Raw genomic sequence first — 14668 nt, 5'->3', positions numbered from 1 at the left:
ATTTCCTGTCTCTATGAAAGGGTTTCTATTTCGCTGTTCGGTTTTCCTTTTTCTACAACAAACTTACGCTCAGCCCACTTCACCCACCGCTTACGACAGCCTGAAAGCCCAACTAGCGTCTAAACCGGATACGGTTCAGATTGCCAACTACCAGAATTTTGCCGAAGAGATGCTCCGGAAAGGTCGGGTGGGCGACTCCCAAACCGCTCTGTCAGAAGCACTGTCCATCGCCGAAAAAAAACAGGATGAGCGCCAGATCAGCAAGGTGTATGAATCATTCGGCCGTCTGGAAATTGACCAGGGAAACTTTGCTCAGGCCCTGAATCATTTTCAGAAGGCACTCGATTATCTCAAAGACTCTCCGGCTCTCAACCAGCGAATTTTGATCTTGCTGCGCATCGGCCAGACCTATTTTTTGGCTAATGACCTGAAACAAGCCGAAAACTATTACCGCCAGGCGTGGCAGTTAGCCCGCCAAAACAATCGGGCGGTTTTAATGGCCGATGCATATTCTGAACTGGCTAACCTGGAAGACACCCGGAAAAATTCCCGGAAAGCACTCGCCTACAATGCCAAGGCCATTGCCATTTACCAGGCCAATGGTGAGGATTACACGGCGGCTCTCTTTAACCGCGCCATCGAATACAAGAATGCCGGGCTCTACACCGAGTCGGAGCGTATTTACCGCCAATGCCTGAAACACGCCGAAGAACAGAAAGATGAATACCTGAAAGGTTACGTGTATGTCAACCTTCCCAACACCCTTTTGCTGCTCAACCGGCCGGATGAGGCCGAGAAATACGCTCAGCTGGCTCTGAAATGGAGCGAAAACGGCCCGGAACGGCTGAAACTGCGGGAAGAGATTTTTGATATTCTCACCCGCATCTACGAAAAACGGGGGCAGGACCGGCAGGCACTGGCCTATTACCGCCAAAAAACCATGTACCGCGACAGCGTCCTGAATGCCGACAAAGCACGTCAACTGATTATGGCCGAAAGTCGCTACCAGGCACGGGAAAAAGAAAGCCAAATCCAAAAGCTCGATGAGGAAAATACCCAGAAAGCCCAGCAATTGGGCTGGCTAAGTGCCGGTTTGGTGATTCTGGTAGGGTTAACGGGGCTCTTGTTCTGGCAATACCGTACCATCCGGCGTACCAACGCCCGACTCACGGAGAGTAACCGGGTGATTTCGGAAAGCCACCAGAAAATTTCGGAACAGTCGAAACAATTGAAAACGTTGCTGCGGGAGTTGAACCACCGGGTCAAAAATAACCTGGCCATTGTCTCCAGCCTGCTCCGGCTGCAATCGAAACGACTGGAAGATGAGGGAGCGGTTCAGGCAGTTCGGGCCGGACAACAGCGGGTGGAAGCGATGGCACTGATTCACCAGCGACTCTACATGACCGACAACGTATCGGCCATCAACATCAAAGAATACATTACCGATCTCTTCGATGGTCTGCTGCTGGCCTATGGTTTTGATAAAGCGAATTTTGACCGGGAGTTGCTCATTGAGCAGGAAGAACTGGATGTCGACCTGTCGGTGTTGCTCGGCCTCATTCTGAACGAAATCCTGACCAATGCCTTCAAATATGCCTACGAGCACGTTTCAAGGCCCTTTCTCCGCATCCGGCTGGCCGCCCACTATTCCAACGAACCGAACGTGGTGCGACCCCGGCTCACGCTGGAAGTGCAGGACAACGGCCGGGGTCTGGACCTCCGGCGGTGGGAACGCCCCAATAGCTCATTCGGCAAACGCTTGATTACGTCGCTGAGCGAACAGGCCGGTGGCCAACTGGAGGTCAGCAACCGGAACGGAACGTATTACCGGTTGGTGATTCCGCCTTTGTACAGAACCGAATCGGAGGCTGCCTAAAACGAGTACAAAAAACCGATGGCCAGCCCCTGGCTATACTGAATGGCATCGTCCTGGTCTTTGTCGTACAGGACAATGCCGGTCAGATTCACATTGACGTACTTGTTGACTTTGGCGGTCAGGGAAATATCAAGCCGGTGATCAATGGCGTTCAGGGTTGCATAATTGGCAAAAAGCTGATACCGGGCTTTCAGGTTCAGATTTTCCATCAGATTGCGGTCAAAATTGGCAATGAGCTGGAAGGCCACTTCATTTCGAACATTTTTTCCGGGAGCAACCCCGTAGCGCGATGGCTCTCCAATCGTAATGGCATCATCGATTACGAAGGTTTGCCGGATGGTCCCCAACCCGAATTGCAGATTGAAATAGGTCGTGGGTTTATATTCCAGCCCCACAGATTCGGTCAGATAAGCCGGAGCGAAAAAATTGGAGATCAGCACGTTCCGCTCACCACCACCGGGCAGTTGCTCATAGCGGTATCCCGTGGCAAACTGCGACAGGAAGTTGAGGTTACCGAATGCCAGCCAAACCGGGCTTAAACGATGCCCCACTTTGGTATCCAGAAAAATGCGATCGACATTTTTGCGGGAATCCTGGTTCTGATTTTTGACGATACCATACTGCAACTGCACCTCGCTCGTCCAGTTGAAGCGTCGCTGCATGTAGTCGGATTTGGCATTGAAAAAGGCTCCCAATGCGATCGAATTGACGCCCCCCCCCTTCCAGTTGCTGCTAAATGATCCCTGGTTCAAATTGATCCCGGCCTGCGCCGACCGTTTCCAGTACACCGTATCGATCGGAACGACCTTGATGGAGTCCAGCCGGGTCGGTTTTTGGGCCATAGCGCCGACACTCCAGCCTAGTAAAAAGAGGAGAAAGAAAGCGGTTTTCATTACGCAAACAGGTTGGTGGATATCAAGCGTCTAAAATGAATCAAATACTTCAACGTTCTGTGATTGAAGGTTTTGCAGGGGAATAACCGTAACGGTGTCGCCGGTTTGGAGTGTCAATGACGTATTATCCATGCGGATAATTTGCCCTTTCGTATCGCCAACCCGGATAATTTGCCCTTCGTAGAAGCGGTTTTTACTGTAGAAGGACGACAGGATGTTGGCCATGACGTCACGCGAGGCCATACCGTAGCCGATGGCGAAAGCAAAAATAACGCCCCCAATGAGCAAATTGAAGCTCGATTCCAGCAATTCGGTGTTGATGCCGGCCTGGCCTAATGCACTGATGAGGGTGATGATGAGGAAAAAAAAGAATACAATCATGCCCAGCAGCTTTCCGGACGCAATGTTAAACGACTGACAAAGCGTGACAACGGCCCCTTTCAGTGCATCCGCCACCAACACACCCACCTGCAACATGATGGCTGCGGCAATCAAACGGGGAATGAAGTCGACCAGTGATTTGACCATTTCCGTGATGGCCGAAACCCCGAGCGTTTCGGTGGCAGCCATCAGGAAAATCAGCAATACGAAATAATACAGAATTTTGGCAACGATTTCGCTCAGCTTGATTTCGGTTTTAAGCCGTTTAATGAAATCGATTTCCGTCAGCCGATCCCCAATGCGGTTAAAACCGACCCGCGCCAGGACCTTCGACACCAGAATTGACAAGGCTTTTGCCACCCCAAATCCTACCGCAATGATAAAAGCTGCGCCGATAATGCGGGGAACAAAATCAATAAACTGGGTAATCAGGGTCGTAAATGTATTGATTAAAATATCAATGAACGCTGGAATCCGATCCATGGCACAGTCTGCTTTGTTACGGTTGTGGAGTTCTACTGGGAAGCTTAATAACGGATACCAGAGCTGATGCTACGTTAAATAAATCATCGACGTAAACTTCCACAATGGAGAGTGAATTACGAATCAGATCAATCTCTGAAATAAGTTCTTCTTTTACATTGGGTGGACAGGTATCCGGGAGTTCTATTTCTTTAAAAACATTGTAAATCGATTCCATCGGGCTCCTTTATCGTCCTACTTATCAAATTTCGTCCATGCCACGAATTTGGCGACCAACAGCGTCAGGAAGATCAGCGTTTCCAGGTACCGTTTTTTCAGTTTTTCCTTCGCCCGTTTCAGTCGCATTTTTACGGCACTCTCGCTCAGGTTGTGAATGTCGGCAATCTCTTTGATGCTCACCTCATCCTGGTATTTCATCAACAGCAGGCTTTGTTCTTCCATCGTCAGATAGGTCAGCGCCGACTTTAAACGGCCGGCTTCCATTTCAATCAGATTTTCATCGGAATCGTCGTCCAGCCAGTCCATGTCGTCATCCACCGGCACTTCCGCTTTTTTCCGATTGTTGCGCATCTGATCGGTGCAATAATTGTAGGTAATCGAAAACAACCAGGTTGAGAAGCGGGACTGTTCCTTGAAACTGCTCAGCCGCATGATTAACCGCAGGAAAATGTCGTGCGTGAAATCTTCCGCTTTCACCGGATCTTTCGTAAACATCAGACACTTTCGGTAGACCTTGTCACTGTACCGACTGTAAAGGTGTTCAAAGTAGCGATTACTTTGATTATCGACATACAGACGAACGAGTTCTTCGTCTGTCATCCGCTTTACTTCCAACGACGCAATCATTCTGTAAGACGCTTAAAAGTGATAAAGTAATGCTTCCCGGTTATCTCTGTGGCAAAAGGCACCCTACTTGTTACTGAATCAGTCCATAAATGACTTGAGTGTACAAATAAAATCAAAAAACAGTATATTTCATAAAAAAAAGTCCGATCGAATAGACCGGACTTTTTGTACTAAAAAATAATTTTTGATGCGACCCACCAAGCTTAGCCGATTGCGATGCGCTTGAAAGCCACAATGGTTAATCCTTTGCTGGTTTTTTCGAGCAACTGAGCAATCGTTACGGAGGAATCTTTGACAAATTCCTGGTTCAGCAACGTGTTGTCTTTGTAGAATTTTTGCAGTTTACCCATCGCAATTTTTTCCAGCATGGCTTCCGGTTTTCCTTCCGCACGGGCCTGATCCTTACCGATTTCGATTTCGCGCTCAACGATGCTCGAATCAACACCGTCTTTGTCGATGGCAACGGGTTTCATGGCTGCAATCTGCATGGCAATGTCTTTTCCGACTTCGGATACATCCGTCGTACCGGCGTTATTCAGACCCACCAGCACGCCCAATTTCCCATTGGAGTGGTTGTAAGCTACCACCTGCTCAGCCGTTACAACTTCATAGGCCGTCACGTCTAATTTTTCGCCGAGTTTACCGATCAGATCGGTAATATGTTCCTGCAAAGAACGCCCGTCGCCCTGAGGCAATGCCAGCAGTTCTTCTTTGGTGGCCGGTTTGGCCGCCACGGCGTTATCCATCAGGGCCATGGCCAGGTTCTGGAAGTCAGCCACTTTCGAAACGGGTTCGGTTTCGCAGGCAAAGCCAACGACACGACCGGTTTTGCCATCCGGGCTCACGTGCGTCAGAACGATTCCTTCGGAAGTAGTATTGTCGGCCCGCTTGTTGGCAATTTTCTGACCCTGCTTGCGCAGAATGTCTTTTGCTTTTTCAAAATCGCCATCGGCTTCGGTGAGCGCTTTTTTACAGTCCATCATACCGGCGCCAGTTTCCTGCCGGAGTCTGTTAACGTCTTGTGCGGTAATAGCCATTGTTTTTTTATTAATTGTCTGTTATCGAGTTCGTTACTGTGATTTGGAAGGCACTGTTTCAGGCTGCGGCATCCTGCACCTGATCTCCTGAAACGGAATAGCCCATAGCGAGGCTACGGGCTATCCGAATATATTAGTATGGCAACATGGTTGCTCCCAGATAGTCTTAATCCTCCTGCTCTTCGGCTTCTTCAGCGACAACCGGGCTGATTTCATCTTCCGCATCAACAGCCGTTTCGCCTTCGGCCTTCGCTGTTTTTACGTCTTCAGCCCGTTTTGCTTCTTCTTCTTCCTGCAAACGCTGATCGTCTTTATCCTGTTTACGCTCCAGAAGGCCCTCTTCGATGGCCTTTCCAATCGCCAGGGTAATCAAACGGATCGATTTGTACGCATCGTCGTTTGCCGGGATTGGATAATCAACATCGCTCGGGTTTGAATTGGTATCGCACATGGCGAAAACCGGGATACCCAGGCGTTTTGCTTCAGCAACGGCAATGTGCTCGCGCTTTACGTCCACAATAAACAAGGCTGCCGGCAAACGCGTCAGGTCGGCAATACCGCCCAACACACGCTCCAGTTTCTCTTTCTCACGGTATACTGTCAACCGCTCGCGTTTGGCGAGACTTTTGTACGTTGCCTCGTCCTTCATCATTTTCTCGATGCCCTGCATCTTCTTCAATGACTTGCGGATCGTGGCAAAGTTGGTCAGCATACCACCCAGCCAACGGTCGGTTACGAACGGCATTTTTAGCCGGCGAGCCTCTTCCGTGACAATTTCCTGTGCCTGTTTCTTGGTGGCAACAAACATCACCTTGCGGCCTGAACGAACGATGCCTTTCATCGCAGCCGCGGCTTCGTCGATCGACGCCAGCGTCTTGTTCAGGTCAATAATATGGATACCGTTTTTCTCCATGAAGATATACGGTGCCATACGGGGGTCCCATTTCCGGGTAAGGTGGCCAAAATGCACACCTGCATCCAGAAGATCTTTGTACTCTACTTGTGCCATTTGAAAATAAGAATGAATAATAAAAATTGTGATTACGCAGCACCACACATCGGCATCAGGCAAGTGTGGTCTGGACAAACCGGTTTACAGGCTATGGTTTCTTGTTTATAGTTGGCGGATGCTCCGTTCAACCAGAAACGATAAACCATACACCATAAACTCCTATTAACGTTTCGAGAACTGGAACCGCCGACGAGCCTTGGCGCGACCGTATTTTTTCCGTTCTACCATGCGCGAGTCACGAGTCAGGAAGCCTTCTTTTTTCAAAGCCGGCCGAAACTCGGGGTTGATCTCACACAACGCACGGGCAATCCCCATCCGGGTTGCTTCTGCCTGACCGGAAATACCACCACCGCGAACGTTTACTTTCACGTCGTAACCTTCCGGAGCATTGATGGTTGCCAGCGGCTGCTTCAGAACGATTTGCAGAACTTCCGTAGGGAAATAGTTTTTGTAATCTCTGCCGTTGATAACGATGCTGCCCGTACCTATCGACAGGTATACGCGCGACACGGCTGTTTTCCGGCGACCTAATGCGTTGATTCGTTCCATTGTTTAAGATGTGAGACGGAAGACGAGAGAGAAGAGATGATACGCTTGCATTCTTTTATCTCTTGTCTATGGTCTATTCTCTGTTATTAATATTCCAGTTTAACTTCTTTCGGTTGCTGCGACGCGTGGGGGTGTTTTTCACCGGCATAGACGTACAGGTTGGTGAACAACCGACTGCCCAGGCGGCTTTTCGGCAACATCCCTTTGATGGCGTGCTCCAGAATAAAAGCCGGATTTTTCGACATCATTTCGCGGGGTGTCCGGAAACGCTGACCACCGGGATAGCCCGTGTGACGAACGTATACCTTATCGGTCATTTTCTTACCGGTAAGTTTGATTTTTTCGGCATTGATGATGATGACATTGTCACCACAATCAACGTTGGGCGTAAAATTGGCCTTGTTCTTGCCACGGATGATTTTTGCCGCCTGGCTAGCCAACCGACCGAGAACCTGGTTTTCCGCGTCAATGACCACCCAGTCTTTCTGCACCGTCGCTTTGTTGGCCGAAATGGTCTTGTAGCTTAACGTATCCACTTGTTTATGGGAGATTATATATTGATAGACAAATACTTGCGCTATACACAAAAACTCCCGTCCAAAAACGGGAGTGCAAATATAGAGTCTATATTTCTGAAATACAAGGTCGAATGAAATTTTCAGCTATTTCAGATGTTCTTTCAACAACATTAAAACGAGCTGCTGCGTTTGTTCTATTTTCTCTAGTCGCGTTTCGAGCTTGTCAAAACGCAGATCGACTTTGTCAAAATGTTGCTCAACCTGTTCAAAACGCTGCCGCATTTCCTGTCTCGTTTCGTTTAAGTCGGTTGTCACATTAGCCAACCCGTTGGCCAGGGAGTCTATTTTCTTTTCGGTACTGGTGACCCGGCGGGTCAGATCGTCCAGCCGCACGGTATGCAGGGAGACCTGGTCTACGATCATGCCAATCTGGCCCAACATGCGGTCCTGCTTGAGGGCGATGTCGGCGACCAAAGGCTCCAGTTGCTCAAGGCGTTCTTTCTCGGCCATGGTTCAATTTCGTCAAAGGATTGAGGAGTTACTACTACTTTGACGTTAGCGGAGCTTCAAAGTCACCAAACTGATAACCGCTAAAATGATGGCAACGATCCAGAACCGGGTGACAATTTTGGCTTCGTGATACCCTTTTTTCTGAAAATGGTGGTGCAACGGCGACATCAGGAAGATCCGTCGCCCCTCGCCATACCTCCGCTTGGTGTACCGGAAATAACTGACCTGCATGATCACCGACACGAGTTCCACCAGAAAAATACCGCAGACAATCGGAATCAGCAGTTCTTTCCGGGTGGCCAGCGCCAGCACGGCGATGATACTGCCCAGCATCAAACTTCCCGTGTCGCCCATGAACACCTGGGCCGGATAGGAATTGTACCACAAAAAACCAATGCAGGCGCCCACAAAAGCCGCACAGAAAATCACCATCTCCCCCGAATTCGGGATGTACATGATGCTCAGGTATTGCGAAAACGGTTTGTTGTTCGACAGATACGCAAACACGCCCAGCGTCAGGCCAATGATGACGGAGGTACCGGCCGCCAGCCCATCGATGCCGTCGGTGATGTTGGCTCCATTGGAAACCGCCGTTACAATAAAAATAACGATGGCGACGTACAGAATCCAGGTGTATTCGGCCGGAATGAAATCGGGCAGTAAAGACGTATAATTGAAGTCATTGTTCTTCAAAAAGGGAACCGTAGTCGACATGGATTTGATGTCCTGATAGGCCCCGTATTCAACCTGACCAATCGACGTGCTGATCAGCCCCGGTTTGTAGACCCGGATTTTGACGTGTTCGTTAAAGTACAGCGTCAACCCAACAATTAGCCCCAGTCCAACCTGCCCGACGACCTTGAACTTCCCTTGTAAACCTTCTTTATTTTTTTTGAATACTTTAATGTAATCGTCAATAAACCCGATCAGACCAGTCCAGACGGTGGAAACCAGCAGCAAGACGATGTAGACATTCGTCAATTTGGCAAACAGCAAGGTCGGGAAAACCAGCGATGCCAGAATGATAAAACCGCCCATCGTTGGTGTGCCGCGTTTCTGCATTTGCCCCTCCAGCCCCAAGTCCCGGATTTCTTCACCAATTTGCAATTTTCGGAGCCTATCGATGATTTGCCGCCCGTACACGGCCGCAATCAGCAGCGACAGCGTAATGGCTGCCCCCGCCCGAAACGATAGATATTGAAAAACCCCGGCACCGGGGAAATTGAACTGCTGATCCAGATACGTAAAGAGATAATAGAGCATAAAGTCTGAATGGTTGAATAGCGGAACGGGATTGATGGTTAGATGGTTAGACGGTTTTTAATGGTTGGATGGCTCTAATGGTTCGTATGCATGCAGTAACCATTTAACCATCCAACCATTAAAGCCATTCATCCATCAAATCCATCTAACCCATTCAATCATGATTGTTGAAAGGCTTCACGAAGGATCTTACGGTCGTCGAAGTCGTGCTTTACGCCCTTGATTTCCTGGTACGTTTCGTGGCCTTTGCCGGCAATTAAAATGACATCGTTGGGTTGCGCCAGTTCAACAGCCCGGTAAATGGCCTCGCGCCGATCCACCAGGGTCTGGGTTTTCTTGAAATGAAGCGGTGGCACCCCAGCCTGCATTTGTTCCAGAATGGCCATCGGATCTTCGTTGCGCGGATTGTCGGACGTCAAAATCACCCGATCGCTGAATTTACAGGCAATTTCGGCCATAATCGGACGCTTGGCGGCATCGCGGTTTCCCCCACAGCCCACCACCGTAATCACCTGCTCGTTGCCCTGCCGCAACCCCGCGATGGTTTCCAGCACGTTCTGTAATGCATCCGGCGTATGGGCGTAATCGACAATACCCACGATTTTCGTATCGGAAATTACCATCTCAAACCGGCCCGGCGGACTGGGCAAATCCGAAAGCTGCGTCAGCGATTCTTCGGGGTCTTCGCCCAGCAAAACAGCCGCTCCGTACACCGCCAGCAGGTTATAAGCGTTGAAACGGCCCGTCAGTTTGAACCATACTTCCCGACCGTCTACCTCCATTTGCATCCCAAACAAACCTTCCGACAGAATCCGCCCTTTGAAAGACCCCAGCGTTTGCAGCGAATAACTTTCCTTCCGGGCGCGGGTATTCTGAAGCATTACCAGCCCCCGTTTATCGTCCAGATTGGTGAGTGCAAATGCCGACGCGGGTAATTGATCGAAGAAGCTTTTTTTGGCCTTGATATAGTTATCGAACGTCTCGTGGAAATCGAGGTGATCGTGGGTAATGTTCGTGAAAATGCCCCCGGCAAAATGCAAACCGGCCACCCGCTGCTGCACCATTGCGTGCGAACTCACTTCCATAAAACAATGCGTACAACCGCGTTGCGTCATTTGCACCAGCAGTTCATTTAAAGCAATGGTGTCGGGCGTGGTGTGCGTCGCCGGAATAACCGTCTCGTCGATCTGGTTCTGAACCGTCGAAAGCAGGCCCGACCGGTAGCCGCGTCGCTGGAAAAGCCGAAACAACAGCGTCGCCGTCGAGGTTTTGCCGTTAGTCCCCGTCACCCCAACGAGTTTCAACTTTTTGGAAGGGTGATCGTAGAAATTAGCCGCAATCAGCCCCAGTGCATAACTGCTGTCCAGAACCTGAACGTAGGTTACCTGCTCAGACCGGTTTTCGGGCATCTCTTCGCACAGAATGACCGAAATGCCCTGTTCAGCGGCTTTTTCGATAAACCGGTGGCCATCGGTCTGCGTCCCGCGAATGGCGGCAAATAAACCGCCGGGGGCCGCCTGCCGCGAATCCATCGTCAATTTACGGACCTCGACGTTCATATTCCCGGACGTCGACTGCAAGGGTACTTTATATAATAGGGTGGTTAACTGCATAAGAAAGTGGCGGAGACAGTCCGTCAGGCGGTTATCTTCCGGATTGATTTTTTTTGTTTACGGCCACCACCAGCGTATCCGGTCGCGCACTCTGCCGCAAGGTCAGCGAGATTTTTCGCGGATTCGGCAGCGGATCGCCCGGTGGCACCGATTGGTCGATCACTTTGCCGTAGCCTTCAAAACGCACCCGAAAACCCCGGTTTTCGAGCAGATGCAAGGCGTCCCGCAGCGTCATTCCACGCAAATCAGGAACCTTGTTCTGGGTGGTTTGGCTCACCCACTGCGTTCTTGAACCCTGCGTTTCGGTGGTCACCCAGCCGTCGGCATCGGGTTTGGCGTCCATATTCAATTCCGCACTGATGGTTCGAATGTCGTCGGCAAAACCGGCTTTGACACCTTTTCCGGACTGACGAACGGTTTTGGAGGCAATGGCAACAGGCCGGTGCATCTGGACATCATACGCATAAATCCGGTCGGCAATCTCACGAAAAACCGGTGCCGACACACTACCCCCGTACAGCAGGTCGATGTTGGCCCCATGCGGGGTATCGATGATGACGGCAATGCTGTACTTCGGTTTTTCAGCCGGAAAATACCCGATGAAGGAGGTTAGGTATTTCCCCACCTGATACCGTCCGTTGATGAGCTTCTGGGCCGTACCGGTTTTTCCGGCAAACCGGTAATACGGACTCTGGCTCTTCTTGGCCGTCCCGCGTTCCACAACGCCTTCGAGCATCTTTTTCACCTGCCGAATGGTCGTTTGAGAGCAAATCGGTTCCTGAGCCACATACGGTTCATAATCTTTCACCACTTCGTTGGCCCTGCGAACCTGCTTGACGAGCATCGGCTGAACCCACTTGCCGTCGTTGGCAATGGCGTTGTAAAACGTCAGCATCTGCAACGGCGTCAGTTTCAGTTCGTAGCCAATGGCCATCGAGTTCAGCGACAGTTTGCTCCAGCCCGGCGACTGCGGGTTGGGAATCACGGGCATGGTTTCGCCAATCAGCCGGAGACCGCTGGGTTTGTCCAGTTTGAAACGACGCATGTAGCGGCAATACGTGTCCGGGTGGTTATACATATTACTACTGCTCATCAGCAGGTGAACGCCAACGTTCGATGACTTTTCGAAAACCTGCGCGGCCGTAATGCTCCCGTGACCGCTCCGTTTGGCATCCGAAATCCGCCGGCCCCGGTACATGACGATGCCACCGCCCGTATGAACCATCTGTTCGGGCCGAATCAGTTTTTCTTCCAGCAGTGCCACGAAGGTTGGGAGCTTAAAGGTAGAACCAGGATCGCCCCCACCCGCCAGCGCGTGGTTAAAGTTTTCAACGTACTTGCCGTCTTTCAGCGTCAGGTTCGCCATGGCCCGGATTTCGCCGGTTTCCACTTCCATCACAATCAAACAGCCCCGTTCGGCCTCGTATTTTTCCAGTCCGTGCAGCAACGCGGTTTCGGCCATGTCCTGAAAATTGACATCGAGGGTCGTATACACATCCATACCCGGTTCCGGTTTGATATCCGACCCGTCTTCAATCGGCATACGCACCCCGCCCGACAGGGATTCGACCAGGCCAACGCCGTCTTTCCCCGCCAGTTCTTTCTGAAAACTGGTTTCCAGCCCAACCAATCCTCTGGCTGTTTCCGGATTCAGGTAACCGACCGTCCGCAGCGCCATTCGCCCGTAGGGGTGATACCGCTGGTAAACGGGGTCGAATTTGCCACCACCCAAACCACTTTTCGAGCGATCACGACGGAAAAAGGGCCATTTCTGCATGGCCAGCCGCTCCTGGTAGGTAATTTTTTTTCGACTGAGCAACAGGTACTGCCGTTCGTTTTCCCGGGCTTTCCGGATCATGTACGCGTATTCATTCCGCGAGCGCTCCCCAAATTTCTGCGACAACAGCATGGCGAGGGAGTCGACCTTCTTGTCAAACGAGTCGGCTTTGGCAACGCGGGGGTCGATTCCAACATAATAATACGGCAGTGAGATCGCCAGCGGATCTTCGTTGCGCGAATAAATATTGCCCCGCGTGGCCCGCAAGGTGTCTTTTTTGATGTGGAATTGCGTAATGCGATCTTTCCACATTCGACCGTCCAGTTTCTGGAAAAACTGAACATAAATCAGTTGCCCGATAATCGCCAGGGCAAACAGACAAATGGCCACGGAGGCCAGGGTAGCCCGGCGGAGAATGGCTTTCTTTACGTTCATGGCTGCGGCTCTTCCGGTTTAACAACGATTTTTAAAGGCGGGGTGACGGGCTCCGTTAAACCGGTGGCAATCACCTGCTTGCTGATTTCGGATTGTTTGCTGCTTTTCTTGAAGTCGGCCTGTAGGGTCATGTATTTCGCCCGTTTTTCATCGACCACGGCTTTCACCCGCTGAATATTCCGCACCAGCCGCTCCGCGTTGTGGTTGAAGCCGATGTACAAAATCAGCAGAAACGAAATCCACATGATGCGATCGAAATGCTTGATCGGCCAGGCATTGTCTTCGCCGAAAAGCCGCTCAAAACCGATGGTATTGTTCAGGTAATTTAAAAGCCGGTTTTCTCGTTTTTTCTTCACGATCGGCGCTTTTGGCGGATGTTTGTAAGTATTTTGTGCCATTATCGTTGATCAAAGTGTCTATCGTGCCGGTTTCTTCTTTACTACCCCTAAATCCCCTAAAGGGGACTTTTAGCCTTCAATTATGGACGGTCCAAGTTTCCTTTAGGGGATTTAGGGGCGTTTCTCTGCAATCCGCAACTTCGCACTCCGCGCCCGCGGATTCCGGGCCACTTCCTCTGCCGACGCTTCAATCGGTTTGCGCGTGACGGACTGGAGCGGTTTGATCTCGTTCCCGTATAAATCCTTTTCGATATCGCCCCGGAAATTGCCCGACTTAATGAAATTTTTCACCAGCCGGTCTTCCAGCGAATGATACGCCATCACCACCAGCCGTCCGTCGGTAGCCAGCACCTCCGGAACCTGCGTCAGAAACTCTTCCAGCGTCACCAGTTCCTGGTTGACCTCGATGCGCAGCGCCTGAAAAACCTGGGCGAAATACTTGTATTCCCGCCCGCGTGGCGCATACCGCTGCAAGACGGTTTTCAGGTCGTTGATCGTTTCCAGCGGCCGGTTCACCCGGTTGGCGGCAATAACGCCGGCCAGGGTTTTGGCGTTGGTCACTTCGCCGTACATGCCAAAAATTTTATGCAACTGATCTTCCGGATACTCATTGATTACCTTACGGGCCGTCAACTCGCCCGACTGGCTCATGCGCATGTCGAGATCGGCGTCGAAACGGGTGGAAAAACCGCGCTCGGGCGTATCGATCTGGTGCGACGAAATGCCTAAATCCGCCAGAATACCGTCGACCTGATCGATTTTATAGAGTCGTAAATACCGCTTCAAATGCCGAAAATTGGCTGCTATAAAAGTCAGCCTCGGGTCGTCGATGGCGTCCGCATTGGCGCGCGCGTCGGGGTCCTGATCAAAAACGATCAGGCGGCCCGGCGAATCTGGCCCGGACGGTAATTGTCGTAAAATTTCGCGGGAATGGCCTCCGCCCCCAAACGTCACGTCAATGTACGTGCCGCCGGGTTTCAGATTTAACCCCTCTACGCAAGCCTGAAGTAATACCGGTTCGTGGTAATTGGTCGCTGTCATTGTCCTTGTAAAACTTCCTATAAACCAGCATGAACG

The 14668-nt window shown here is 50.9% G+C and carries 14 protein-coding genes; 1 reads left to right on the top strand and 13 read right to left on the bottom strand.

Annotation, left to right across the window (positions count from 1 at the left end):
* Positions 1-13 precede the first annotated feature (13 nt).
* Positions 14-1876, top strand: a complete 1863-nt coding sequence (locus FH871_RS16550; RefSeq protein WP_171062863.1) for a histidine kinase dimerization/phosphoacceptor domain -containing protein — start codon at positions 14-16, stop codon at positions 1874-1876.
* Here the strand turns inward: FH871_RS16550 and FH871_RS16545 are convergent.
* The 13 genes from FH871_RS16545 to rsmH form a co-directional block, all read right to left on the bottom strand.
* Positions 1873-2769: a DUF3078 domain-containing protein gene (locus tag FH871_RS16545; protein WP_138992532.1), complete on the bottom strand. Its 897-nt coding sequence runs from the start codon at positions 2767-2769 to the stop codon at positions 1873-1875. The genes FH871_RS16550 and FH871_RS16545 overlap by 4 nt on opposite strands.
* A 30-nt stretch (positions 2770-2799) precedes the next feature.
* Positions 2800-3633, bottom strand: a complete 834-nt coding sequence (locus FH871_RS16540; RefSeq protein ID WP_138992531.1) for a hypothetical protein — start codon at positions 3631-3633, stop codon at positions 2800-2802.
* Positions 3634-3867: 234 nt separating this feature from the next.
* Positions 3868-4479, bottom strand: a complete 612-nt coding sequence (locus FH871_RS16530; protein WP_138992529.1) for an RNA polymerase sigma factor — start codon at positions 4477-4479, stop codon at positions 3868-3870.
* Between the two features lie 203 nt (positions 4480-4682).
* Complete coding sequence (gene tsf / locus FH871_RS16525; protein ID WP_138992528.1) at positions 4683-5516, bottom strand: translation elongation factor Ts; 834 nt, start codon at positions 5514-5516, stop codon at positions 4683-4685.
* A 166-nt stretch (positions 5517-5682) separates the two neighbouring features.
* Positions 5683-6525 (bottom strand): 30S ribosomal protein S2, encoded by an 843-nt coding sequence (gene rpsB, locus FH871_RS16520; RefSeq protein WP_138992527.1) that lies wholly within the window; start codon positions 6523-6525, stop codon positions 5683-5685.
* Between the two features lie 165 nt (positions 6526-6690).
* Positions 6691-7077 carry a 30S ribosomal protein S9 gene (gene rpsI, locus FH871_RS16515; protein ID WP_114407663.1) on the bottom strand — a complete coding sequence of 129 codons (387 nt, stop codon included), beginning with the start codon at positions 7075-7077 and terminating at the stop codon, positions 6691-6693.
* Positions 7078-7163: 86 nt separating this feature from the next.
* A complete protein-coding gene (gene rplM / locus FH871_RS16510) occupies positions 7164-7613 on the bottom strand; it encodes a 50S ribosomal protein L13 (protein ID WP_114407664.1) in 450 nt (149 codons plus the stop codon).
* Positions 7614-7739: 126 nt separating this feature from the next.
* Positions 7740-8105: a hypothetical protein gene (locus tag FH871_RS16505; RefSeq protein ID WP_138992526.1), complete on the bottom strand. Its 366-nt coding sequence runs from the start codon at positions 8103-8105 to the stop codon at positions 7740-7742.
* A gap of 45 nt (positions 8106-8150) precedes the next feature.
* Positions 8151-9368 carry a phospho-N-acetylmuramoyl-pentapeptide-transferase gene (gene mraY, locus FH871_RS16500; protein ID WP_138992525.1) on the bottom strand — a complete coding sequence of 406 codons (1218 nt, stop codon included), beginning with the start codon at positions 9366-9368 and terminating at the stop codon, positions 8151-8153.
* Positions 9369-9526: 158 nt separating this feature from the next.
* On the bottom strand, positions 9527-10981 hold the full coding sequence (locus FH871_RS16495; RefSeq protein ID WP_138992524.1) for a UDP-N-acetylmuramoyl-L-alanyl-D-glutamate--2,6-diaminopimelate ligase: 1455 nt from the start codon (positions 10979-10981) through the stop codon (positions 9527-9529).
* 31 nt (positions 10982-11012) lie between these two features.
* A complete protein-coding gene (locus tag FH871_RS16490; protein ID WP_138992523.1) occupies positions 11013-13193 on the bottom strand; it encodes a penicillin-binding protein in 2181 nt (726 codons plus the stop codon).
* Positions 13190-13549: an FtsL-like putative cell division protein gene (locus FH871_RS16485; protein WP_306439241.1), complete on the bottom strand. Its 360-nt coding sequence runs from the start codon at positions 13547-13549 to the stop codon at positions 13190-13192. The genes FH871_RS16490 and FH871_RS16485 overlap by 4 nt, the downstream gene beginning before the upstream one ends.
* A 153-nt stretch (positions 13550-13702) precedes the next feature.
* Complete coding sequence (gene rsmH / locus FH871_RS16480) at positions 13703-14632, bottom strand: 16S rRNA (cytosine(1402)-N(4))-methyltransferase RsmH (protein ID WP_138992522.1); 930 nt, start codon at positions 14630-14632, stop codon at positions 13703-13705.
* Positions 14633-14668: the final 36 nt, after the last annotated feature.

Origin of the sequence: Larkinella sp. C7, assembly GCF_006149005.1 — a bacterium.
In the GTDB taxonomy this organism is placed as follows: domain Bacteria; phylum Bacteroidota; class Bacteroidia; order Cytophagales; family Spirosomataceae; genus Larkinella.
The sequence above is the reverse complement of the archived record's forward strand: the minus strand, read 5'-3'. Positions and strand labels throughout refer to the sequence as shown.